General features: G+C 75.8%; 23 protein-coding genes, 1 tRNA gene and 1 other RNA gene. 11 read left to right on the top strand and 14 right to left on the bottom strand.

Features of this window, described 5'->3' with window-relative positions; genetic code table 11:
* The first annotated feature begins 4 nt into the window (after nucleotides 1-4).
* The 5 genes from J1G43_RS03950 (at nucleotide 5) to J1G43_RS03930 (ending at nucleotide 3,479) form a co-directional block, all read left to right on the top strand.
* Nucleotides 5-241 (top strand): BBE domain-containing protein, encoded by a 237-nt coding sequence (locus J1G43_RS03950; protein WP_242635196.1) that lies wholly within the window; start codon nucleotides 5-7, stop codon nucleotides 239-241.
* A gap of 162 nt (nucleotides 242-403) precedes the next feature.
* The gene (locus J1G43_RS03945) at nucleotides 404-1,009 is read left to right on the top strand and encodes a hypothetical protein (RefSeq protein WP_207370034.1); all 606 of its coding nucleotides are present in this window, start codon (nucleotides 404-406) and stop codon (nucleotides 1,007-1,009) included.
* A 39-nt stretch (nucleotides 1,010-1,048) separates the two neighbouring features.
* Nucleotides 1,049-2,134, top strand: a complete 1,086-nt coding sequence (locus J1G43_RS03940; protein WP_207378004.1) for an amidoligase family protein — start codon at nucleotides 1,049-1,051, stop codon at nucleotides 2,132-2,134.
* Nucleotides 2,131-2,733 carry an RNA polymerase sigma factor gene (locus J1G43_RS03935; RefSeq protein WP_207378003.1) on the top strand — a complete coding sequence of 201 codons (603 nt, stop codon included), beginning with the start codon at nucleotides 2,131-2,133 and terminating at the stop codon, nucleotides 2,731-2,733. The genes J1G43_RS03940 and J1G43_RS03935 overlap by 4 nt, the downstream gene beginning before the upstream one ends.
* Nucleotides 2,730-3,479: a hypothetical protein gene (locus tag J1G43_RS03930; protein ID WP_207378002.1), complete on the top strand. Its 750-nt coding sequence runs from the start codon at nucleotides 2,730-2,732 to the stop codon at nucleotides 3,477-3,479. The genes J1G43_RS03935 and J1G43_RS03930 overlap by 4 nt, the downstream gene beginning before the upstream one ends.
* Nucleotides 3,480-3,552: 73 nt before the next feature.
* On the opposite strand, the gene J1G43_RS03925 is transcribed toward J1G43_RS03930, so the two are convergent.
* Together J1G43_RS03925 and J1G43_RS03920 are read right to left on the bottom strand one after the other, a co-directional pair.
* Nucleotides 3,553-4,614: an aspartate-semialdehyde dehydrogenase gene (locus J1G43_RS03925; protein WP_207339503.1), complete on the bottom strand. Its 1,062-nt coding sequence runs from the start codon at nucleotides 4,612-4,614 to the stop codon at nucleotides 3,553-3,555.
* A gap of 1 nt (nucleotide 4,615) precedes the next feature.
* Nucleotides 4,616-5,881 (bottom strand): aspartate kinase, encoded by a 1,266-nt coding sequence (locus J1G43_RS03920; RefSeq protein WP_207378001.1) that lies wholly within the window; start codon nucleotides 5,879-5,881, stop codon nucleotides 4,616-4,618.
* Nucleotides 5,882-6,099: 218 nt separating this feature from the next.
* On the opposite strand from J1G43_RS03920, the gene J1G43_RS03915 reads away from it, so the two are divergent.
* Entirely contained in the window at nucleotides 6,100-7,398 is a 1,299-nt protein-coding gene (locus J1G43_RS03915) for a cellulose binding domain-containing protein (protein ID WP_207339505.1), read from the top strand.
* 45 nt (nucleotides 7,399-7,443) lie between these two features.
* On the opposite strand, the gene J1G43_RS18890 is transcribed toward J1G43_RS03915, so the two are convergent.
* Complete coding sequence (locus J1G43_RS18890; protein ID WP_242635380.1) at nucleotides 7,444-7,671, bottom strand: DUF4395 family protein; 228 nt, start codon at nucleotides 7,669-7,671, stop codon at nucleotides 7,444-7,446.
* Nucleotides 7,672-7,688: 17 nt separating this feature from the next.
* Here J1G43_RS18890 and J1G43_RS03905 point away from each other — a divergent pair, with 17 nt between their 5' ends.
* Entirely contained in the window at nucleotides 7,689-8,705 is a 1,017-nt protein-coding gene (locus J1G43_RS03905; protein WP_207378000.1) for an ABC transporter ATP-binding protein, read from the top strand.
* Nucleotides 8,702-9,817 (top strand): ABC transporter permease, encoded by a 1,116-nt coding sequence (locus J1G43_RS03900; RefSeq protein WP_207339507.1) that lies wholly within the window; start codon nucleotides 8,702-8,704, stop codon nucleotides 9,815-9,817. Before J1G43_RS03905 ends, J1G43_RS03900 begins: the two co-directional genes overlap by 4 nt.
* 102 nt (nucleotides 9,818-9,919) lie before the next feature.
* On the opposite strand, the gene J1G43_RS03895 is transcribed toward J1G43_RS03900, so the two are convergent.
* The 8 genes from J1G43_RS03895 to J1G43_RS03860 form a co-directional block, all read right to left on the bottom strand.
* Nucleotides 9,920-10,501 (bottom strand): DUF5063 domain-containing protein, encoded by a 582-nt coding sequence (locus J1G43_RS03895; protein WP_207339508.1) that lies wholly within the window; start codon nucleotides 10,499-10,501, stop codon nucleotides 9,920-9,922.
* A 22-nt stretch (nucleotides 10,502-10,523) separates the two neighbouring features.
* Entirely contained in the window at nucleotides 10,524-11,123 is a 600-nt protein-coding gene (gene recR / locus J1G43_RS03890) for a recombination mediator RecR (RefSeq protein WP_207339509.1), read from the bottom strand.
* 38 nt (nucleotides 11,124-11,161) lie between these two features.
* Complete coding sequence (locus J1G43_RS03885) at nucleotides 11,162-11,746, bottom strand: hypothetical protein (RefSeq protein WP_207377999.1); 585 nt, start codon at nucleotides 11,744-11,746, stop codon at nucleotides 11,162-11,164.
* A gap of 81 nt (nucleotides 11,747-11,827) precedes the next feature.
* Nucleotides 11,828-14,680 carry a DNA polymerase III subunit gamma and tau gene (locus J1G43_RS03880; RefSeq protein ID WP_207377998.1) on the bottom strand — a complete coding sequence of 951 codons (2,853 nt, stop codon included), beginning with the start codon at nucleotides 14,678-14,680 and terminating at the stop codon, nucleotides 11,828-11,830.
* Between the two features lie 66 nt (nucleotides 14,681-14,746).
* Nucleotides 14,747-16,099, bottom strand: coding sequence for an FtsX-like permease family protein (locus tag J1G43_RS03875; RefSeq protein ID WP_207339512.1), 1,353 nt, complete (start codon nucleotides 16,097-16,099; stop codon nucleotides 14,747-14,749).
* Entirely contained in the window at nucleotides 16,096-16,905 is an 810-nt protein-coding gene (locus tag J1G43_RS03870; RefSeq protein WP_207339513.1) for an ABC transporter ATP-binding protein, read from the bottom strand. The genes J1G43_RS03875 and J1G43_RS03870 overlap by 4 nt, the downstream gene beginning before the upstream one ends.
* Before the next feature lie 135 nt (nucleotides 16,906-17,040).
* Nucleotides 17,041-17,137, bottom strand: an RNA gene (gene ffs, locus J1G43_RS03865) — signal recognition particle sRNA small type.
* A gap of 97 nt (nucleotides 17,138-17,234) precedes the next feature.
* Nucleotides 17,235-18,275 (bottom strand): hypothetical protein, encoded by a 1,041-nt coding sequence (locus J1G43_RS03860; protein WP_207377997.1) that lies wholly within the window; start codon nucleotides 18,273-18,275, stop codon nucleotides 17,235-17,237.
* 183 nt (nucleotides 18,276-18,458) lie between these two features.
* Here J1G43_RS03860 and J1G43_RS03855 point away from each other — a divergent pair, with 183 nt between their 5' ends.
* The gene (locus J1G43_RS03855; RefSeq protein WP_242635195.1) at nucleotides 18,459-19,745 is read left to right on the top strand and encodes an amidohydrolase; all 1,287 of its coding nucleotides are present in this window, start codon (nucleotides 18,459-18,461) and stop codon (nucleotides 19,743-19,745) included.
* Nucleotides 19,746-19,796: 51 nt separating this feature from the next.
* Here J1G43_RS03855 and J1G43_RS03850 read toward each other — a convergent pair whose 3' ends face one another.
* The 3 genes from J1G43_RS03850 to J1G43_RS03840 all read right to left on the bottom strand — a co-directional run bounded on the left by J1G43_RS03850 (nucleotide 19,797) and on the right by J1G43_RS03840 (nucleotide 21,373).
* Nucleotides 19,797-20,546, bottom strand: coding sequence for an AAA family ATPase (locus tag J1G43_RS03850; protein WP_207377996.1), 750 nt, complete (start codon nucleotides 20,544-20,546; stop codon nucleotides 19,797-19,799).
* Between the two features lie 112 nt (nucleotides 20,547-20,658).
* On the bottom strand, nucleotides 20,659-21,156 hold the full coding sequence (locus J1G43_RS03845; protein WP_207339516.1) for a DUF6584 family protein: 498 nt from the start codon (nucleotides 21,154-21,156) through the stop codon (nucleotides 20,659-20,661).
* A gap of 132 nt (nucleotides 21,157-21,288) precedes the next feature.
* Nucleotides 21,289-21,373, bottom strand: a tRNA-Ser gene (locus J1G43_RS03840).
* Nucleotides 21,374-21,550: 177 nt separating this feature from the next.
* On the opposite strand from J1G43_RS03840, the gene J1G43_RS03835 reads away from it, so the two are divergent.
* Nucleotides 21,551-21,838: a DUF4287 domain-containing protein gene (locus tag J1G43_RS03835; protein WP_207339517.1), complete on the top strand. Its 288-nt coding sequence runs from the start codon at nucleotides 21,551-21,553 to the stop codon at nucleotides 21,836-21,838.
* A 70-nt stretch (nucleotides 21,839-21,908) separates the two neighbouring features.
* Nucleotides 21,909-22,433, top strand: coding sequence for a DinB family protein (locus tag J1G43_RS03830; protein ID WP_207339518.1), 525 nt, complete (start codon nucleotides 21,909-21,911; stop codon nucleotides 22,431-22,433).

Below are 22,433 nucleotides of genomic sequence, written 5' to 3'. Positions count from 1 at the left end.
GCGCTTGTCGGGCTGCACCTTCGCCGGGCGCTCGTCCGGCACGGGGCTCGACGACGCCTGGGACCGCCTCGCGCACCCGCACATGGACGGCCTGTACCTGTCGTTCGAGACCGACCCGCGCCCCGAGCGGCTGCGCGACGCCTTCCCGCCGCTCACGCTCGACCGGCTGCGGGCGCTCAAGCGCACGTACGACCCGGACCACGTCTTCGACCAGAACTTCCCCATCGACCCGCGGGGCTGAGCCCGTGCAGGGTTCGTGGCGTCCAGCGCCACGAACCCTGCACACCCGGCCGTCGCGTGGCGCGGCCGTCGCGTGGCGAGAACGAATCCGCACGGACTCCACATCTCGGGTACCCAGGGGCGTTGTCAGGGGGCACGCTCATCCCCGAGACCTGGAGGACCCATGAACCCCAGCACCACGTCCCGCCCGCGTCGCAAGCGCCTCGTCGTTGCCGGTGCCATCGCGGCGAGCCTGTCCGTCGCCGGCGCCGGCGCGGCGGTGGCCGCGAGCAACGCGACCGGCCCCGAGGGCACCACCGCGGCCGCGGTGCACGAGGACCCCGCCGTCGTCACCGAGGCGGACGCCCCGGCGCCGGTGGCGGTGACCGACGCACCCGCGGCGGCCCCCTCCGCCGACGACGAGTGGGCCGCGATGCCCGACGGGTACACGCGCGAGCAGTACGAGGCGCTGTGGTCGTCCGGCTACACGCCGGAGGACATCAACGCCCTGGGTGAGCTCTGGCAGATCGAGGGCACGGAGCTCAAGGCCCGGATCGGTCAGGCCGTCCTGGACGGTGAGCAGCTGCCGGTCGCGCCGGGCTCGACCCCGCAGGACCCGGCCGTCGCGCAGTTCGCCGCCGTCTGGGAGGCCGGCTACACCGCCGAGGACATCGAGGCGCTCAACGCCCTGTGGGGCACCGACTGGGCCGAGACCAAGGCACGCGCCGGCCAGGCGATCCTCGACGGTCAGCCGCTGCCCGTCGCGCCGGGCAGCAGCCCCGCGTCCTGACGACGTCCACCTGACGACCCACCGACGACGAGGACCTTCGTGGACGAGCTGACGTTGCGCACCGGATTCGAGATCGAGCTCCTGGCCCCGGCCGGGTCCGACAGGCAGGCGCTGGCCGACGTGGTCGCGGCACGGGTGGGGGGCAGCGTGCGGCGGGCGTTCCACGCCGACAGCCAGCCGTCGCCGGTGCCCGGCGTCAGCGTCTTCCGGCACCTGTCGCCGGCGTTCGACGTCCTCGACGCGCAGGGTGCGCCGGTGGCACTCCTCGTCGACGACATCACCATCGAGGCGGACCTCGCCCCGGTGCCCGGGTCGCGGCCGCGGCCCGGGCACCGGGGGTGGTACCGGCTGGTGTCCGACGACGGGCGGCTCCTGCGGCTCGTCGAGCGCACCGTCGACCCTCACGCCCCGCTGGCGACGGTGCTCGACCCCGTCGCGGAGCTCTTCGGGGTGCACGTCGACGTGTTCCCGGCGGCGGCGCGCGTCAACGACCCCACGGGGGCGTCGATCGCGGTCGCCCTGCCGTTGCCGCCCGGGCGGGAACGCCCGTGCGAGATCGTCACGCCGCCCCTCGTGCGCGACCACGCGCGCGCCCTCGAGCGGCTCCTGGGGCCCGCCCGGGAGCTCGGGTTCACGATCCCGCAGGAGGCGGCGGTGCACCTGCACGTCGACGCCGGGCCGTTCCGTCGGTCGTCGGCGTTCGCCAACCTCGTGCGGCTGTTCGCGCACTGGCGCGAGCCGCTGTGGGCCGCGCTCGGCACCAACCCGCGGTGCCGCCGGCTCGCACCGCTGCCCGACGCGCTCGTCGGGCTCGTCGAGCAGGGCTGGCAGGACACCGACACGGGCTGGTCGGCCCTGCGGGACGCGGCCCGGGCCGTCGGCCTGACGAAGTACGCGGACGTGAACCTCGTCCAGCTCGTCGCCACGCGGCCCGTGCGCGACACCGTCGAGGTCCGCATCCTGCCCGGTGCGATCGACGCGCGGTCGGTCGTCGAGCGTGCGGCACTCGTCGAGCGTCTGCTGCTGCGCTGCCTCGACCCCGCACCGCTGCCGCTGCCGGGACCGGACGCGGCGCACGACCCGCGCGCCGCACTCCAGGACCTCCTCACCGTGGCGGCCCGATGACGTGGCTGGGGGCCGTGGGCCCCGAGAGCGCCGATGTGCCGGTGGTCGCCCTCGCCGAGCGGCGCCGGGGCCACGGGGCACGCACGGCCGCCCCCACGACCGCGCTGGACGACCTGGTGCGCACCCACCTGCCGGGGCTCCTGCGGTACGCGACCGTCCTCACCGGTGACGGGCACACGGCCGCCGACCTCGTCCAGGAGGTGCTGCTGCGCGCCCACGTGCGCTGGCACCGCATCGCCCTCATGGAACGCCCCGACCTGTACCTGCGGCGCATGGTGACCAACGAGCACCTGTCGTGGCGGCGACGCTGGCACGTGCGGACGATCCACCCCGCGTCGGACGACGTGCTGGCCGCGCACGCACCGCCGCAGCACGACCACGCCGGGGCCGCGGGCCGCGACGACGTCATGTGGGAGCACCTGGCCGCGCTCCCGCCGCGACAGCGCACGGTGCTCGTGCTGCGCTACTACGAGGGCCTGGCCGACCCCGAGATCGCCCAGGTGCTGGGGACGTCGAGCGCGACGGTGCGCTCGCACGCCGCCCGCGCCCTGGCCACCCTGCGCGACACCGACCTCACCACGGCACCGGAGACACGATGAGCCCGCACCGCCGACCTCCCGGCACCCCCGACCCCGCGGTCCCGTCGGACGACGACCTGGCCGCACTGATCACCGGCGCCCTGCACCGACGCGCCCGCACCGCACCCGACCCCGCCGAGGTCGCCGACCTGCTCGCCGCGTCGTTGGCCCGCCGCACGCCCCCGCGCGCCGTCGCCCTGCGCCGGGGCGGTCAGGTCCTCGCCGCCGGCGTCGTCACCGGCTCGATCGCGGTCGCTGCCGGGGGTGCGGCAGCCGCGGCGAACCCGTACTCGCGGGTCGCGGTGGCCTTCGAGGGCGCGGCACGGACCGTCGGCATCGACGTGTCCTTCATGCCGGACGGGTACACCCGCGAGCAGGACGAGGCGCTCTGGGCGGCGGGGTACGAGACCGAGGAGCTCGACGCCCTCGCGGCGCTGTGGGGCACGGACCGCATCGAGACCAAGGCGCGCACCGGGCAGATGCTGCTCGACGGGCTCGAGGTCCCCGTCGCCCCGGGCTCCGTGCCCTCGCCCAACCCTGGGGAGGACCAGTCCGAGGCCTTCTGGGCCGCCGGGTACACGTTCGAGGACCTCACGGTGCTGACCGAGCTCTGGGGTGTCGAACCCTTCGACGCCAAGGTGCGCGCGGGGCAGGCCGTCCTCGACGGCGAGGCGCTCCCGATCCCGCCCGGTTCCGCACCGTCCCCGGCGGTGCCCGCACCCCTGGACCGGGCCCCGGCGGTCGGACCCGCGGCCGAGGACGGCTGAGAGCCGGCCCCGACGCGCGCGAGGCCGGCCCCGACCCGCTGTGCGGGGAGGGACCGGCCTCGCGGTCGGTGCGTCAGGCGCGGGTGACCGCGAACCGCCGGCTCGCCAGGACCTCCGCGATCTGCACGGCGTTGAGCGCCGCACCCTTGCGCAGGTTGTCGTTGCTGATGAACAGCGCCAGGCCGCGGCCCTCGGGCGCGCCCTCGTCCTGCCGGATGCGCCCGACGAACGACGGGTCCTGACCGGCGGCGACCAGCGGCGTCGGGACGTCGGCGAGCTGCACGCCGGGCGCCGTCGACAGCAGCTCGGTCGCCCGCTCCACCGAGATCGACCGCTCGAACTCCGCGTTGACGCTCAGCGAGTGGCCCGTGAACACCGGCACGCGCACGCACGTGCCCGAGACCAGCAGGTCCGGGACGTCGAGGATCTTGCGCGACTCGTGCCGCAGCTTCTGCTCCTCGTCGGTCTCGTGCAGACCGTCCTCGACGATCGACCCCGCGAGCGGGATGACGTCGAACGCGATCGGCGCGACGTACTTCTCCGGCGAGGGGAACGCGACGGCGCCGCCGTCGTGCACCAGCGCCAGGGTGTCCTGCTCGACCGCCGCGCGGACCTGCGAGTCGAGCTCGCGGGCACCGGCCAGCCCCGACCCGGAGACCGCCTGGTACGTCGAGACGACGAGGCGACGCAGACCCGCCTCGTCGTGCAGCACCTTGAGCACGGGCATCGCGGCCATGGTCGTGCAGTTGGGGTTGGCGACGATGCCGATCTCGATGTGGTCCAGCGCCTGCGGGTTCACCTCGGAGACCACGAGCGGCACGCGCGGGTCGCGGCGCCAGGCCGAGGAGTTGTCGACGACGATCGCGCCGGCGGCGGCGAACCGCGGCGCGTGCTCCTTGGACGTCGACCCGCCCGCGGAGAACAGCGCGATGTCGATGCCGGACAGGTCGGCCGTCGCGACGTCCTCGACGACGACGTCCTCGCCGCGCCACGGCAGCGTCGTGCCCGCCGAGCGCGCGGAGGCGAAGTACCGGATGGACCCGACCGGGAAGTCCCGCTCGTCCAGCAGGCGGCGCATCACGGCGCCGACCTGACCGGTCGCCCCGACGACCGCGACCCTCAGACCCTGCGCCATGTCAGCGCCCCGTCCCGCCGTACACGACGGCCTCGGTGTCCTCGGCGTCCAGGTCGAACGCCGTGTGCACGGCCCGCACGGCGTCGTCCAGCGAGTCCGCGCGGGTGACGACGGAGATGCGGATCTCCGACGTCGAGATCATCTCGATGTTGATGCCGGCCTCCGACAGCGCCGCGAAGAACTTCGCGGACACCCCGGGGTGCGACCGCATGCCCGCGCCGATGAGCGAGAGCTTGCCGATCGAGTCGTCGTACTGCAGCGACTGGAAGCCGATCGTCTGCTGGTCCGTCGTCAGCGCCGACGAGGCCTTCGCACCGTCGCTCGCGGGCAGCGTGAAGGAGATGTCCGTGTGGCCCGTCGCGGCGATCGAGACGTTCTGGACGATCATGTCGATGTTCACGCCCGCGCCGGCGACGACCTCGAAGATGCGCGCGGCCTTGCCCGGCACGTCGGGCACGCCGACGACCGTGATCTTGGCCTCGCTGCGGTCGTGCGCGACGCCCGCGATGATCGGCTGCTCCATGCTGGGGTCCTCCTGGTTCGTCACGAGCGTGCCGGTGTGCGTCGAGAACGACGAGCGCACGTGCACGGGCACGTCGTACCGGCGGGCGTACTCGACGCAGCGCGGCATGAGCACCTTGGCACCGCTCGCGGCCATCTCGAGCATCTCGTCGTAGCCGATGCGGTCCCGCTTGCGGGCGGTCGGCACGATGCGGGGGTCGGCGGTGAACACGCCGTCGACGTCGGTGTAGATCTCGCACACGTCGGCCTTGAGCGACGCCGCGAGGGCCACGGCCGTGGTGTCGGAGCCGCCGCGTCCCAGCGTCGTCACGTCGTTCGTCGACGGGTTGACGCCCTGGAATCCGGCGACGATCGCGACCTCGCCACGCGCGATGGTGTCCTTGATGCGGCTGGGCGACACGTCGATGATGTGCGCCTTGCCGTACACCTCGTCGGTGATGACGCCGGCCTGCTGCCCGGTGAAGGACTTCGCCTCGACGCCCAGGTTGTGGATCGCCATCGCGAGCAGCGACATCGAGATGCGCTCGCCCGCCGTCAGCAGGATGTCCATCTCCCGCACCGGTGGCAGCGGGGTGACCTCCTGCGCGAGCTCGATGAGCTCGTCGGTGGTGTCCCCCATGGCCGAGACGACGACGACGACGTCGTGCCCGGCCTTCTTCGTCTCGACGACCCGCTTCGCGACGCGCTTGATGCTGGCGGCGTCGGCGACGGACGAGCCGCCGAACTTCTGGACGATGAGGGCCACGGGATCGGACGCTTCCGGACGGGCGGTCAGGGACCCCGCGAGTGTAGGCCCGGCCCAGGATGCGGACTGCCGCGATTTCGCATGGCGGACGCCGTGGTCCGGCGCCGCTGAAGCGATTGGGGACCTGGCGGCGACGACCGCCCGGGCGCAGGCTCGTCGGGACGAGCGCGACGCCGCCCCCGGGGCGCGCCGCACCACGCGCCACGCAGGGGAGAACCATGACCACCACCCGCCCGGTCGCGCGCGCCCGCGCGCTCCTCGCCGCGCTCGCGGCCGCCGCCGTGACGGCCGTCGGCATCGCCGGCGCCGTCGGCGCGCAGGCCGTCGACACCTGCAGCGTGGTGTGGACCACCAACGCCTGGCCTGGCGGCTTCGTCACCGAGGCCCGCCTGACCACCGGCCCGGCACGGTCCGGCTGGACGCTCACGTTCGACCTGGCCCCCGGGGCACGGATCAGCAACGCGTGGAGCGCCACGGCCACGCAGTCCGGCGCCACGGTGACGATGACCAACGCCCCGTGGAACGGCGCACTGGCCGCGGGCGCGACCGTCTCGTTCGGGTTCCAGGGGACGTCGACGTCGGCACCCACCCCGCCGCAGGACGTGCGGCTGGACGGCGTGCTGTGCGACGGCCAGGGCGGGTCCACCGGGACGCCGACCCCGACCGTGACGCCCACCCCGTCGGTCACGCCGTCGGTGACGGCCACGCCGACGCCCACGCCGACGCCGTCGGTCACACCGACGCCCACCCCCACACCGACGCCGTCGGTCACGCCCACGCCGACCCCGACGCCGACCGTCACGCCGACGCCCACCCCCACACCGGAGCCGGGCACCTGCGCCGGCGGGTTCTGCGACGGCTTCGAGCAGCAGACCGGCACCACGCCCGCCGCGCCCTGGACCGTCGTCCACCCGGACTGCTCGGGCACCGGGACCGCGAGCATCGACTCCGCGGTGGCGCGCACCGGGATGCGTTCGCTGCGGGTGAACGGCGCGGTCGGCTACTGCAACCACGTCTTCGTCCGCGCGGACGGCGCGGTCTCGGGGACGGCCGGGCAGCCCACCTACCTGCGGTTCTGGGTCCGTCACACCACGCCGCTGCCGACGTCGCACGTGACGTTCATGGCCCTGCAGGACGCGGCCGACGGCGGCAAGGACCTGCGCATGGGTGGCCAGAACGGCGCCCTGCAGTGGAACCGCGCGTCCGACGACGCCACGCTGCCCGAGCAGAGCCCGTCGGGCGTCGCGCTGAGCCGGCCGCTGCCGACCGGGCAGTGGGCCTGCGTCGAGGCCCTGGTCGACCCCGCCGGCCGCCTGACGACGTGGCTGGACGGGACCCAGGTGACCGGCCTGGTCGCCGACGGCACCCCGACGCACGACGTCGACGGTCAGTGGTACGCCAAGGCCTGGACGCCGCGCCTGGTGGACCTCCGGCTCGGCTGGGAGAGCTACGGCGACGGCGCGGACACGCTCTGGTACGACGACGTGGTCGTCGGGACGTCCCGCACGGGCTGCTGACCCTGCAGCCGACCGGCCGGTGGGACGGGAGGGAGAGGTCGGGCGTCAGGCGGAGCGGGTGCGCAGGCGCAGGCCGAGGAGGTACATCTCGCACCCGAGGCACAGGCCGAACGCCGCGTTGAGGAACGCCGCCGCGAGGGCGACGGCCGGCCGTCCACGGGTGACCCGGCCGCCCGTGGACCGGCGGCGGGTCGGGCCGCACCCCGTCCCTCCGGGGGCCCAGGGCCGTTCGGGTGCGGTCCACCCGGAGGGGGACCCCGCCGCCGCGGGCAGGCTCCTAGCGTGGCGTCATGGCAGCCGACGCACCGCCCCCACCACCCGACGTCCCCGCCGCCACCGCTCCGGGGGTCGCGGCGCTCGCCGTCGCGCCCCCCGGCATCGAGGTGGTCGGCCTGCGCCGCGGCTTCGGCACCGTGCGGGCACTCGACGGCGTCGACCTGGTCGCACGCGCCGGGGCGGTCACCGCCCTCGTCGGTCCCAACGGCTCCGGCAAGACGACGCTCCTGCTCGTGCTGGCCGGGCTGCTCGTGCCCGACTCCGGCCAGGTGCGGATCGCAGGCCACGACCCCGTGACGGACAGCGCCGCGGCCCGCGCGCGCACCGGGTGGATGCCGGACGCGTTCGGCACCTGGGACTCGCTGACGGCCCGCGAGGTCCTCCTGACCTTCGCCGACGCGTACCGCGTCGAGCGCACCCGCGCCGCGGCCCGCGTCGACGAGCTGCTGGCGACCGTGCACCTGTCCGAGTACGCCGACCAGCCGGCCGCGGTGCTCTCACGGGGCCAGAAGCAGCGCCTCGGCCTGGCACGGGCGCTGGTCCACGACCCGCAGGTGCTGCTGCTCGACGAGCCCGCCAGCGGGCTGGACCCGCGCTCGCGCGTGGACCTGCGGATCCTGCTGCGGCGGCTGGCCGACGAGGGCCGCACCGTCCTCGTGTCGTCGCACGTGCTGTCCGAGCTGGACGAGATGGCCGACGACGCGGTGTTCCTCTCGCGCGGCCGCACGGTGGCCGGCATGTCCGAGGCCGACGCGGCGGCGGGCCGGCGCACCTGGCACGTGCGGGCGCTGTCGCTCCGCGCGCTGACGGACTGGCTCGACGCGTCCGGCGTGCGGTACCGGCCGGACGGCGCCGGGCGCCCCGAGGGCCCGGACGCCGCCGGTGGCGTGCTCGTCGACGTCGACGGCGAGACCGGCGCGGCCGCGCTGCTGCGTGACGCGGTCACGGCCGGTGTCCCCCTCGTGTCGTCGGCACCCGCCGCCGGTGCGCTCGAGCAGGCGTACCTCGCACTGGAGGAGGAGCGGCGATGACCGCCACGACGACCACCCCGACTCCCGCGGCCACGCCCGCGGTCGGCACCTGGACCCTGACGTGGCACGGCGTGCGCACCGTCGCCGCCCTCGAGCTGCGCCAGCGCGTGCGCTCGTCGCGGTGGAAGGCCGCGCTCGTCGTGTGGTTCGTCGTCGTGGGGGCGATCACGCTCCTCGCGGGCGGCGTCCTGTCCCTCTTCGACGCCCAGGCGGCGCGGTCCGACGACGGCGGGGTCGTGCTGTTCGTCGCCGTGACGGCGCTCGTCCTGGGGCTGGGCCTGCTGGTCACGCCGACGCTCACGTCGACGGCCGTCAACGGCGACCGGGCGGCGGGCACGCTGGCGACGCTGCAGGTCACCCTGCTGTCGCCCGCGGAGATCGCCGCGGGCAAGCTGCTGGCCGCCTGGCTGAGCGCGTGCGCGTTCCTCGTCGTCAGCCTGCCCTTCTTCCTCATCGCCCTCGCCATGGGCGGGGTGCCGGTGGCGACGCTGCCCCGCGTGGTGGTTCTGACCGCCCTGCTGCTGGCCGCCGTGTGCGGCATGGGCCTGGGGTGGTCGACGCTCGCGGCGCGGCCCGCCGGCTCCACCGTCCTGACGTTCCTGACGGTCGCGGCGCTCACGGTGTTCACGCCGATCTTCTTCGGCCTGACGTACCCGTTCCTCAGCACCACGCAGGAGGTCCGGGTCTACGGCGTGAGCGACGACTACTGGGTGCAGCAGGACGAGGGCACCCGGTCGAGCACGGTGGAGCCGACGTGCGAGCTGACCGTGCAGGAGCGCGACGTCGCCCGGACCGAGTGGACGTGGTGGCTGCTGGCGATCAACCCGTTCGCCGTCGTCGGGGACGGCGCCGTGCCCGCCGCCGCGCTCGAGGGGACCGACAGCACCGTGCAGACGCTGCGCGACCTGCGCCTGGGCGCGCCGGAGGTCCTGGACGAGTGCTGGGCCGAGGAGGACACGTCGCACGCGGTGCCGCCCGGCGCCCACGGTGGCCCGGTGTGGCCGTTCGGCCTCGCGGTGAACCTCCTGCTGGGCGCGGCCGGGTTCGTCACGGCGGTCCGCCGCCTGCGGATCCCGCAGCGCACCCTGGCACGCGGCACCCGCGTCGCCTGACGCACTCCCGACGCCGCCCGCCGGCCGCGTCCGCCCCCGTCCCCCGGTCATCCCTCCGGTCGGCGGCCCGGCGGCGGCCGGCGGGCGGACCAGCGTCAGCGCTCAGGGCTGCAGCGCGTCGTACTCCGCCTCGGTGGCGACGTCGTCCGCCACGTCCAGGCGCACGTGCGCCAGGATCGTCTGGATCGCGCGCAGCGTGGACGCCGCCCGCTCACCCCAGTCCTGCAGGTAGCTGAACTGCCACCACCACAGCGCCTCGAGCACGTGCCCGCGCTCGTGGTGCGCGAGCCCCTGGGTGAGGGCGGCGATGATCGCGACCAGGTCGCCCGAGATCGTCGCCTCCTCGATCTCCGGGCCCAGCAGCGGGTCGACGACCTCGACGTACTCGTCGATGCCGTCGAACAGGTTGGCCAGGTTGACGCGCAGCGGCTCCAGGTCGGCGTCGGGGCCGACGTCGGGCTCGAACCGCGACGGCGGGACGACGTCCGTCGTCGCACCGAGGCGCGCGCCCGCGGCCAGCAGGTCCGACAGGGCGAGCAGCAGCAGCGGCAGCGACGCCTCGGGTGCCGACCCGGCCGCCACCTCGGTGACCGTCGTGAGGAACCCGCGGGACTCGGACGCGACGCTGTCCGCGATGTCCCGCAGGTCCGCGTCCGCCACGGGACGCTCGTCGTCGGTGCTCATCTGGTCCCCCACCTCGTCGATCTCATGCGCTGATCCGTCGTCGTCCCTCGAACGCGCGCCCCAGGGTCACCTCGTCCGCGTACTCCAGGTCCCCGCCGACCGGCAGACCGGAGGCGAGCCGGCTGACGGTCAGGCCCATCGGGACGAGCAGCCGCGCCAGGTACGTCGCGGTGGCCTCCCCCTCGACGTTCGGGTCGGTGGCGAGGATGACCTCGGTGACCGTGCCGTCGGCCAGGCGCGACATGAGCTGCGCGATGCGCAGGTCGTCGGGTCCGACTCCCGCGATCGGGTTGATGGCGCCGCCGAGCACGTGGTACTTGCCGCGGAACTCCCGCGTCCGCTCGATCGCGACGACGTCCTTGGCCTCCTCGACCACGCAGATGGTCGTCGGCAGGCGGCGCGGGTCACGGCAGATGCGGCACTGCGGCTCCTGCGCGACGTTGCCGCAGATCTCGCAGAACCGCACGCGCGCCTTGACCTCGGTCAGCGCGTCCGCCAGGCGCCGCACGTCCGACGGGTCCGCGGCGAGGATGTGGAACGCGATGCGCTGGGCGCTCTTGGGGCCGACCCCGGGCAGCCGCCCGAGCTCGTCGACCAGGTCCTGGATCGCGCCCTCGTACACGCTGCCAGCGTAGCCGCGTCGCGGGGGCGCTCCGTGCGTCAGCGCCGGGTGTCGAGCCGGACCACACCCACGGGCCCGTAGCCGGCGTCGGCGCCCGGGCCGTCGACCCGCGGCGTCCCGTCCTCCCAGGCCACCCGCGCACCGTCGGCCTCGATGACGACCTCGTCGACGTCGGCGACGACGACGAGCGCACCGTCCCCCCGCACGACGAGCCGGCCGACACCGGCCGCGAGGACGCGAGCGCCGGCACCCTCGACGCTCAGCGTGCCGCAGGGGCCGACGACCTCGACCACGGCGGACGTCGTGAGGACCAGGTCGTCCCCGGCGCACACCAGCGTCTCGGTGACGGTGTCCTGCAGCCACGCACGGTCGAGGACCCGCGGCAGCCCGGCCGCCGTGGTCGTGGCATCGGCCGGGGTGCCCTCGGTGTCGGCCCGGGCGCGCGTGGCCGGTCCCGCGTGCGTGGCCGCACCGGGAGGCGTCGCCGGTCCGCGGGGCCGCTCGACGACCCGGCCCGTGCCGTCGGGCACGCGCACCACCGCCTCGGCGTCCGGTCGCGCCGTCGCCCGCTCGACCGTGAGCGTCTGCTGCACGGTGTGCTCGACGGGCGCCGTGCATGCCACCAGGACCGCACCCACCCCGACGAGGACGACACCCCGTGCGACGCGGCGCGCGCTCGCGCCCCCCGCCGCGCACCCCACGGGTCAGATGTCGATCTGCTCGTCGATGACGCGCCCGCCCAGCATCTGCGCGACCAGTGGCACGCCGACCAGGCCGGACTGGCCGATCGTCGGGTCGTCCGGCGAGGGCTCGTCGGGCTCCTGCATGCGGCCGCGGGACTGCGCGGCTGCTGCCCGCGCGGCTGCGACGCCCCGCTCGCGGGCCGTCCCACCGGACGCAGCGGGCGCCGGACGTGCGCCCGGGGGCGCTGCCTGCGGTGCGGACGGCCGCGCCGGCGGTGCGCCGCGCTCGGCCCCGCCGCCGGACGCACGCGCAGGGGCGGGCCCGTCGCGCCAGGGGTCGTCGGGCTCGTCGCCGGGCGGGATGTCGTCGTCGGCGTGGGCCACGACGCGCTCGTCACCGCCCGCGCCGCGCGGACCGGCGGCGCCCGTCGGTGCGGCACCTGCCGTGGCCGTCGGCGTCCCCTCGGGAGCGGACTCCCACGGCGGGACGGGCCGTGCGGCGCCGTCACGGGTCTGCCCTGCGGCGGCCGCGTCGGGGACGCCCGGCACCGAGCGGGCGGGTGCGTCGTCGGGTGCGGGCCGCGCGCCGGGTGACGTCGCGGCCGGGCGCGGCCGCGTCCCGTCGGTGGTCGTCGTGTCGGCGACCGGGGACGTCGCCGCAGCGGAGGGCGATGCAGCGGGGGCCGCATCAGCAGCGGCCGGTGCGGTCGGGCCGGCGGGCGCGGGCTCGTCCCAGGAGGCGGCGGCCCGCTCGGCGCTCATCGCGCGGGGTCCGGTGTCGGGCGCGCTCGAGGGCGCGGACCGCGCGCTGCCACCGGGCTCGTCGAGCACGGCCTCGACGCGTGCGGTGACCCCGAGCGTCTCGGACAGGGCCCGCGCGACGACGTCGCCGTGGTTGCTGTTGCGGAACGTCGTCACGAGACCGGGCTGGGCGAACCCGAGGCGCAGCGTCGTGGCGTCGAGCTCGAGGATCTGGGCGTGCTGGTTGACCAGCGCCCAGGACGGCAGGCGCAGCCGGCGCAGCGTCGTCAGGACGTCCGGCCAACGACGCCGCAGCATCTCGGTGTCCGCCGCCGCGGCTGCGGCACCGGGCACGGGCGCGGCTGCGGCACCGGGCACAGGCGCGGCAGCGGCACCGGGCACAGGCGCGGCAGCGGCACCGGGCACAGGCGCGGCAGCACCGGGCACAGGCGCCGCAGGGGCGAGGGCGGGATCCGCAGGTGCGGGGGCCGGAGCCGGTGCCGGCACCGGGGCGGCCACCGGCGCGACGGGCGCACCGGCGGGTGCTCCTCGACCGCCGTCCTCCACCGACCCGGGCTCGCGCGCGGGGGCGGGGGCGGAACCGCCCGACCGGTCTGCGACCTGCGACGTCCCTGCGGCAGCGCGGGTCGGTCGGTCGGCGGGCTCCGCCGCGCCCCGGCCTCGCTCGTCGGGGTCCGGCGCAGCCACGGTCCGGGGCCGCTCGTCGCCCGCGGCGTCGGCGGTCGGGGCGTGATCGGTCACGGGCCGGTTCGACGCGGCGGCGTCCCGCACCGGGGCGGCCGGCTCGCTCGCCGCCTGACCCGGCGCGGGCGCGTCAGGAACGGGCACCGCGGCACCGGCCGTCGCCGGGGCGGGCCCAGCGGCGGTCGGCACAGCAGCAGGCACAGCAGCAGCAGGCACAGCAGGAGCAGGCACAGCGGCACCGGGCACCGACGCCCCGGCGGGCGCCACGGCGGGCAGCCCGCGCTCCAGCCGGTCGATCCGTGCCGCGAGGCCGGTGCGCGAGTCGTCGACGCTCGGCAGCAGCAGCCGCGCCATGAGCAGCTCGAGGTGCAGCCGCGGCGACGTGGCCCCGACCATCTCCGTGAGGGCGGCGTTGGCCAGGTCGGCGGAGCGCGACAGCTCGGACATGCCCAGGTGCGTGGCCTGGCGGCGCATCCGGTCGAGCTGGTCGGCCGGAACGTCGCGCAGCACGGCCCCGGCCGCGTCGCCGGACGCCGTGATGACGATGAGGTCGCGCAGGCGCTCCAGCAGGTCCTCGACGAACCGGCGCGGCTCGTGGCCGGTCGCGATCACGCGCTCGACCACGCGGAACGCGGAGGCGCCGTCGCGGGCGGAGACCGCGTCGACCAGGTCGTCCAGCAGCGAGGTGTGGGTGTAGCCCAGCAGCGCGACGGCACCCTCGTACTCCAGGCCCGCGTCGCCGGAGCCGGCGATCAGCTGGTCGAGCACGGAGAGGGTGTCACGCACGGACCCGCCGCCCGCACGGACCACCAGCGACAGCACCCCCGCCCCCACGGGCACGCCCTCCGCGGCGCACAGCTGCTCCAGGTAGGGCACCAGCACGTCGGGCGGCACCAGCCGGAACGGGTAGTGGTGGGTGCGCGAGCGGATGGTGCCGATGACCTTGTCGGGCTCCGTCGTCGCGAAGATGAACTTCACGTGCGGCGGCGGCTCCTCGACGATCTTCAGCAGCGCGTTGAAGCCCTGCGGCGAGACCATGTGCGCCTCGTCGAGGATGAACACCTTGTACCGGTCCCGTGCGGGGGCGAACGTCGCGCGCTCGCGCAGCTCGCGGGCGTCGTCCACGCCGCCGTGGCTGGCCGCGTCGATCTCGACGACGTCGAGGGAGCCGGACCCGCCCCGGGCCAGCTCGACGCACGACGGGCAGACACCGCACGGGGTGTCGGTGGGGCCCTCGGCGCAGTTGAGGCAGCGCGCGAGGATGCGCGCGCTCGTCGTCTTGCCGCAGCCGCGAGGCCCGGAGAACAGGTAGGCGTGGTTGGCCTGCCCGGAGCGCAGCGCCTGCCGCAGTGGTGCGGTCACGTGGTCCTGCCCGATCACCTCGGCGAAGGACTCGGGCCGGTACCGCCGGTACAGCGCTGTGGTCACGCCCCGAGCCTAAGCGCCGTCGCCCACACCGCGGCACCGTCGTCCCCACCCGTGGACGCCTCCGACTCAGTCCGCGCGCACCACCGTGTCGGCGAGCACGCGGCGCAGCAGCGGACGGGCGGACTCGGTCGCGCCCAGCACGAGCGCGGCGCCGCCCGCGAGGCTCACCACCACCAGGACCAGCCCTGCGGGAGCGGCGACCACCGCCATCCCGATCAGCGGCAGGCACATCACCAGCGCGGCGAGCGCCGAGCCGACGGACACCACCAGGACGGGCACGAGCACCTCCCGGCGGCGCGCGGCGTCGAACAGCTCCGCCGGCACGCCCGCGAGCGCCGCGAGCGCGTACTCACGACGCCGGTCGAGCACCTGCCCGGCCTGCGCGATCCCGGCCGAGACCGCGGCCAGCAGGAAGGCGATGGCCAGGGTGAGCAGCGCGCCGGTGAGGACGTCCTGCATCAGCATCGCGTCCTGCGGGCGCACGTCGCCACCGACCATCGCGGGCACGACGGCGAGGCAGCCCGCGACGAACGACGCCAGTCCCAGCCCGCCGACGACACGCCAGACGGCCCGGGGATCGCCCAGCAGCCTCCGCGCGGCCAGCAGCTGGGCCGGCGTCCGCGCGCGCCGCAGCTGCCGGCGCCCGATCACGGCGACGAGCCACGGCCCGACCGCGTTCATGGTCGCGAACGCGAGCAGCAGCCCACCCAGCAGGAACGCGACGAGCGCCGCCCCGAGAGCGCCACGGACCGCGGACAGCACCATGAAGACGCCGAGACCGACGAGGGCGAGGACCAGGCGGGCGGCCCGCAGCCGCGGTCGCTGCACGCGCTGCGCGACACCGAGCGGGGACACCACGACCTGGCGCAGCGACACGAGCCCGCTGACCACCGCGACGACGGGGACCGCGGCCCACGCGGCCAGGACCGCAGGAACGCCGACCCAGAGCTCCGCCACGGTCGGCGGCGCACCCTGGAACGGGACCTGCGTCCACACGGGCAGCAGCGCGCCGTACAGGACCGTCCCGAGGACCGCCCCGACCAGCCCCTGCAGGGCGGTCTCGACGACCGTGAGGCCGACGACCTCGCGCGGTGTCGCACCGAGCAGGCGGAGGCTCGCCAGGCGCGCGTCCCGCCGGGAGAGCCCGAGCCGCGCCGCGGCGCCGGCCAGCGTCACGACAGGGACGAGGAGCAGGACGGTCGCGATCCAGGCGAGCGTCACGTAGAAGTCGCCGGTCTCGCGCTGGTAGTCGTTCGCCGGGTCGGCCGCCCGGCCGACGAAGGTGAGCAGACCACCCAGGACGCTCAGCGCGAGCGCCGTCGACACGGCGAACGCGGTGACCGCGAGCAGGGTCGTCGTCCGTTCGTCCCGACCGCCGGCGCGCTGGAGGCGCGGTGCGAGCGCCAGGACCGGGTTCACCGCGGCACCGCCGTCGCGCGGATCGCCTCGAGCTCACCCGGGCGCGGGCCGACCCCGGAGCCGGGCACCGCCCCCGCCGCGACGACGCGCCCGTCGAGCATGTCGATGCGCGCGTCGCACCACGCGGCCACCTGCGCGTCGTGGGTGACGACGACCAGGGCCGCCCCGACGGCCCGCGTGGACTCGACGAGCAGCCGCATCACGTCGTGCCCGGTGGCCTGGTCGAGCGAGCCCGTGGGCTCGTCGGCGAACACGACCTCGGGCCGCGTGACGAGGGCGCGCGCGACGGCGACGCGCTGGGCCTGACCACCGGACAGCTCACCCGGACGTCGGCTCTCGGTCCCTGCCAGTCCCAGTGCACCGAGCCACTGCCGCGCCGCCTCCTCGGCCTGCGCGCGCGAGGAGCCCGTCAGCATCGCCGGCAGCGCCACGTTCTCGAGCGCCGACAGCTCCGACAGCAGCTGCCCGAACTGGAAGACGAACCCGTACCGCCGGCGCCGCAGCAGCGAGCGCTCCTTCTCGGACAGGCTCTGCACCTCCCGCCCCCCGAGCGCGACCACGCCCGCCGTCGGCACCAGGATCCCGGCGAGCACGTGCAGCAGCGTCGACTTGCCGGAGCCGGACGGCCCCATGACGGCGAGCGACCCGCCGTCGACCAGGTCGACGTCGACGCCCGCGAGCGCCGTCGTCTCCCCGAAGCGGTGGACGAGGCCGCGCGCGGCGAGGCGGGGCGCTGCGTCCGCCCGCACCGACGTGGCCGGCGGGTGCGACGTCGACGCGGACCTGGGGGCGGCGGGCTGGGTCATGCCCCCATCGTGCGGGCGGGCACGGTGGCGGCGCGTCCCACGTCGGTCCGGTCCGGTCCGGCGGGTCCTGCACCCCCGGGGGGACCCGGCGGCGGTGGGCACCCGTCCCGGGTCGCACGCGGCGCCGTCCGGGCATGCAAGGACCCCCCGCACACCCGCCAGAGCTCACCTGCCCTTGCTGCCTTCCGGCCCTGGGGGGGTTCAGCGAGATGACGCCGCACGAGGGGTCTGAGCACCACCTTAACGCAGGTGACGGTGCTCCGGTGCGCCGCGGTCGACGTGACGCCGGGGACGGGCGTCGTCGTCGGGGGCCACGGACGACCGGTGCGTCAGCCGACGACCGGGGGGATGCGCTGCGTGGGCGGCCCCTCGTCGCCGTCCTGCTTGGCGATCCGCTCGGTGGCGGGCCCGGGCGGCTGCGGGTCACGGCGGGTGCCGCCGCCCGAGGTCACGCTGCGGCGCTGCGGCGGGGGCGCGGGCGACGGCTCGGGCGCCTCCACGACGACGGCCTCCACCACGTCCTCGTCCCGCGCGCGGACGGCGGGGGTCGATCGGCCGGGCGTGGGGACGGAGGTCGAGCGGGCCGGGGTGGGCCCGGTGGTGCGTGCCGGCGTGGGCGGTGTCGAGCGACCGGTGGGTGCGGCGGGGCGGCCGGGCAGGCTCGACGCGTCCGCGGACGTCCGGCCGGCGGGCGAGCCCGTGGCACGGCGGCCCTCCGTCGCGCCGGGGCGCGTGGCCGGGTGGTCGGTCCCGTCACCGGCGGGCTCGCCGCCCCACTCGGGCCACTCGGCGAGCTCCTCCTCGGTGGCGTCACCGGCAGGGCCGGCGGCGGGCGGGCGGGTGTCGGGCCCGTCGGGCTGCGCGGTGCCCGCACCGACCGGCTCCGCGGGGGCCGGCATCAGGCGGGCGGCGCCCCACAGGCCCAGCGCCAGCACGGCCGTGTACGTCCCGCCGAGCACGAGGAGCACGGCGACCCCGCCGCGCTCGGGCGCGTCCATCGTCAGCGCGACGACGACACCGGCCACGACCACCAGGACGCCCCACACGCCGGTGAGGAGCGCGATCCGGTGCACCACGCCACGGTGCCCGCGGCGCAGCCCCTGGACCGCGCCGAGCGCGCCGAGCGCCGCGGTCACCAGCGCCGCCGCGACGACGAGGAGCCACGTCGCCTGGCCCTCGACGGCGAGCACGACGAGCCCCACGAGGACCATCGCGAGCGCCGGCAGCGTCAGCAGAGCGACGAGGCCGCCCGCGACGGGGCTGCGCCACGCGTCGTCGGCCCAGCGGTCGGCGAGCCACGCGGGTGTGCCGTCGGACGGGGTGCCGCGCGTGGGGCCCTCGGAGGTCGGGTGCGAGTCGTCCTGGGTCATGGGTCCACGCTAACGACTGCGGGACGATCCGGACATCCGTCCGGCAGGATCGCCGTCGACCTGCACGGACCTCTCACACGGGACTGCGGGACGAGCCCGTGACGCAGTGGCTCGCGCACGCACCGCTGCGCAGGGCGGGACGCCCGCGCCGGGCGTCCCGCGCGGCGCGCCATGATGGGGAGCATGTCCACCCACGACCGCACCGCCACGTCCTCCCCCACCGAGCCCATCCGGACCGCCCGCGGGTCGGTCGCGCTGGTCGGCGGGTACGTCGTCCCGATCGCGTCGCCGCCCCTCGACGGTGCGACCGTCCTCGTCGAGGACGGCGTGGTCACGGCTGTCGGCACGGACGTCGTCGTGCCCGACGGGGTGCGCGTGGTCGACGCACGCGGGCGCTGGGTGCTGCCCGGGTTCGTCGAGGCGCACGCGCACATGGGCGTCGCGGAGGAGGCCGAGGGCTGGGCCGGCCAGGACACGAACGAGATGACCGACCCGGACGGCTCGGCGCTGCGCGCGGTCGACGGCATCAACGTCGAGGACGAGGGCTTCCGTGACGCGCTCGTGGGCGGTGTCACGTCGGCCGTCGTCAAGCCCGGCTCGGGCAACCCGATCGGTGGCCGGACCGTGGCCGTCAAGACGTGGGGCGGGCGGACCGTCGACGAGCAGGTGATCCGGTACGACGTGTCGGTGAAGTCGGCGCTGGGCGAGAACCCCAAGCGCGTCTACGGGGACCGCAAGCAGCTGCCGTCCACCCGGCTGGGTGTCGCAGCGGTCATCCGCAAGGCGTTCGTCGACGCGCAGTCGTACGTGGCTCGCCGGGACGCCGCGACCGCCAAGGGTGAGCCGTTCGACCGTGACCTGGGCAAGGAGACGCTCGCGGCGGTGCTGGCAGGTGAGCTGGCGTGGGACCAGCACACGCACCGGGCCGACGACATCGCCACGGCCCTGCGCCTGGCCGACGAGTTCGGGTACCGGCTGGTCGTCAACCACGGCACGGACGGCGCGGCCGTCGCGGACGTGCTGGCGGAGCGGGACGTGCCCGTGATCTTCGGGCCGCTGTTCACGTCGCGCTCCAAGGTCGAGCTGCGGGACCGGTCCATCGCGCACCTCGGCGTCCTCGCCCGTGCGGGCGTGCGCGTGGCCATCACGACGGACCACCCGGTGGTGCCGATCAACTTCCTGGTCCACCAGGCGTCGCTCGCGGTCAAGGAAGGGCTGGACCGGGACACGGCGCTGCGTGCGCTCACCGTCAACCCGGCGTCCTTCATGGGTCTGGCGGACCGCGTCGGTGCGCTGGCCCCGGGCCTGGACGGGGACGTCGTCGTGTGGTCGGGCGACCCGCTGGACGTCACGTCCCGCGCGGAGCAGGTCTTCGTCACCGGCACCGAGGTCTACACGTGGGACAGGACCGCCCGCGACGGCCTGGGCGCGGGCCGCGTCCGCGAGCGCGCCGAGCGCTTCCACCGCTGACCTCACCCCCGGTCGCCGGGGGTCGATCGAGCCCACCGCGACCGGGGCCCGTCAGGGCTTCAGCACGTGCCGCAGGTACCGCTGCGGGTCGTCGAGGAACCCGCGCCACCCGACGACGAGGTCCAGGTCCTCCCACGCGCACTCGCGCAGCCCCCACTCGCCGACCTCGTAGATCGTGGCCCCGGGCAGGGCCGCGAGCAGCGGCGAGTGGGTCGACAGGATCACCTGGGAGTCGTGGCGCACCAGGGCGTGCAGGTGCTGCAGCAGCGCCAGGCTGCCCGTGAACGACAGCGCGGACTCCGGCTCGTCGAGCACGTACAGGCCGGGGTTCTTCGGCTTCATGCGGGACCCGATGAGCTCGAGGAACGACTCCCCGTGCGACATCGCGTGGAACTCCGGGTCGTAGCCGCTGGGGTGGGCGTCGAGGTACGTGTAGAAGCCGTGCATCGTCTCGGCGCGCAGGAAGAACCCGCGCTTGGGCGCCCCGGCACCGCGCACCAGCCGGATGTCGTGGGCCAGCCCCGACTCGGTGGGCCGCGTGCGGTGCATCGAGCCGGTCGACCCACCCTCCGCCGCCATGCCGAACGCGCGTGCGATCCCCTCGACCAGCGTCGACTTGCCTGTGCCGTTGTCCCCCACCAGCACGGTCGCCGGACCGAGGTCCCAGCCCTGCTCGAGCACCTGCCGGACCGCGGGGACGCTCAGGTGCCAGTCGCCGCCACGCTCGTCCTCGAGCCCGGAGTCGCCCGCCTCGACCCGTCGGACCGGCAGCGTGCTCCACGGACCCGTGCGCGCGACCATGCGCACACCCCACCACGGACCGCCGACACCGTGCACGTCCCGCGGCCGTAGGTCGACCCACCGGGCCGTCGCCCCGCCGCGGACCTCCGCGCACGGCCGCTTTCCGCGGCGCTCAGACGACCCAGCCGACGACCGTCACCGCCCCGACCACGGCGAGCGCGAGCAGCACCAGCCCGGCGAGCAGGCAGCCGAGCAGGCCCAGGTCCTGGCGCCAGTCCTGGACCTCGTACCCGGTGTCCGTCCACGTGAGGGTCCTGCCGGCTCTCGCCTCGGCCCGCTGACGGACCTCGCGGAGGCGTTGACCGGCCACCTCCGTGGCGGCGTCGTCCGACCCCTCCCAGCGCAGGGCGCCCATGATCCGCACGGGGTCGCGCCCGCAGGCGCGCTCGAAGGCGTCGACCTCCGTCGGGTCGCGCACGTCGCTCAGGTACGACCACCGCCCGGCCTCGGCGCGGTCGCCCTGGAGACGGCAGACCTCGGCGAGCTTGTCCCGCGCGGCGAGCTCGCGCGGGAGGCTCCGCACCAGGTCCCGCAGACGGGTGCGCGCCATCGTCACGTCGCCGTCGCGCAGGTCCGCCTCGACCCGCCCGAGCGTCCGCTCAACACCCATGCACGCGAGGGTAGGCGCCGGCGCTGCCTCGCGGCACGAGTTCTCGCCCGGCCCGTTCCTCACCGGGGCCGGGTGGTGCGGGCACGCGAAGGGCCCGCCACCCACGTCTGCGGGTGCGGGCCCTTCGTCCGGCGGAGGATGGGGGATTCGAACCCCCGAGGGCGTTAACCCAACACGCTTTCCAAGCGTGCGCCATAGGCCACTAGGCGAATCCTCCTGGCTGCGCGCCCGGGCGAGCGGGCGCACTGCGGGTAGGAGTCTAGCCGAGGAACGCGCGCGCCCCGCACGTCTCCCGGCGGCACGGCGGAGGGGACGCGTCGGCACCCACCCGATGAGTCCGCCGGCCGGGGCGGGTCGGACCGGGGTACCACACCCGGCACAGGAGGCGATCGCATTGTCCTTCCAGGCGTACCTCGACGCGATCGAGCAGAAGACCGGCCTGACCCCCCGCCAGCTCCTCACCCAGGCGCACGAGCGCGGTTTCGACGAGACGACGAAGGCAGCACCGATCCTCGCCTGGCTCGCCGAGGACCACGGCCTGGGCCGTGGGCACGGCATGGCGATGGTCCACGTCATCACCAGGGGCGCGCAGATCAGCAGTGCGCACGTGGGGACCACGGGCACGCACCGGGACGCGTCGGACACGCTGTGGCTGGACGGCCGCGCGACGCGACCCGTGTGAGCCCGGCCGGGGCGACGGTCCCGGCCGCCCGCCGTGCGCGGGCCGTCGGCCGGTCGTAGCGTCGTGCGCCATGACGGGAACAGGCGCACGGCAGATGTTGACGGACGGCTTCGGACGGGTCGGGCCGGTGGTCGCCGCCGCTCTGGAGGGGACCACCGACGCGGCGCGCACGTGGCGCCCGGCACCGGGCGCGAACACGCTGGCCTGGCTCGCGTGGCACATCGCCCGCGGTCAGGACTCCCAGGTCGCGGCCCTGGCCGGGACGCCCGAGGTGTGGACGGCGGGCGGCTGGGACGAGCGGTTCGCACTGCCGTTCGGCGACGACGCCACGGGCTACGGGCAGTCGCCGGACGAGGCGGCGCAGGTCGACGCCCCGACCGACCTGCTGCTGGGCTACCTCGACGCCACGACCGCGCAGACGCTGGCCTACCTCGAGCGCGTCGAGGACGACGACCTCGGCACGGTCGTCGACGAGTCGTGGGACCCGCCGGTGACGCTCGGTGTGCGCCTGGTGAGCATCCTCGACGACTGCGTGCAGCACGCGGGGCAGGCCGCCTACCTGCGCGGCCTGCTCCCCCGCGAGCTGGTCGGCTGA

It is taken from the genome of Cellulomonas sp. zg-ZUI22 (assembly GCF_017353535.1).
GTDB lineage: Bacteria > Actinomycetota > Actinomycetes > Actinomycetales > Cellulomonadaceae > Cellulomonas > Cellulomonas wangleii.
This window is presented reverse-complemented; position numbering and strand designations above follow the sequence as displayed.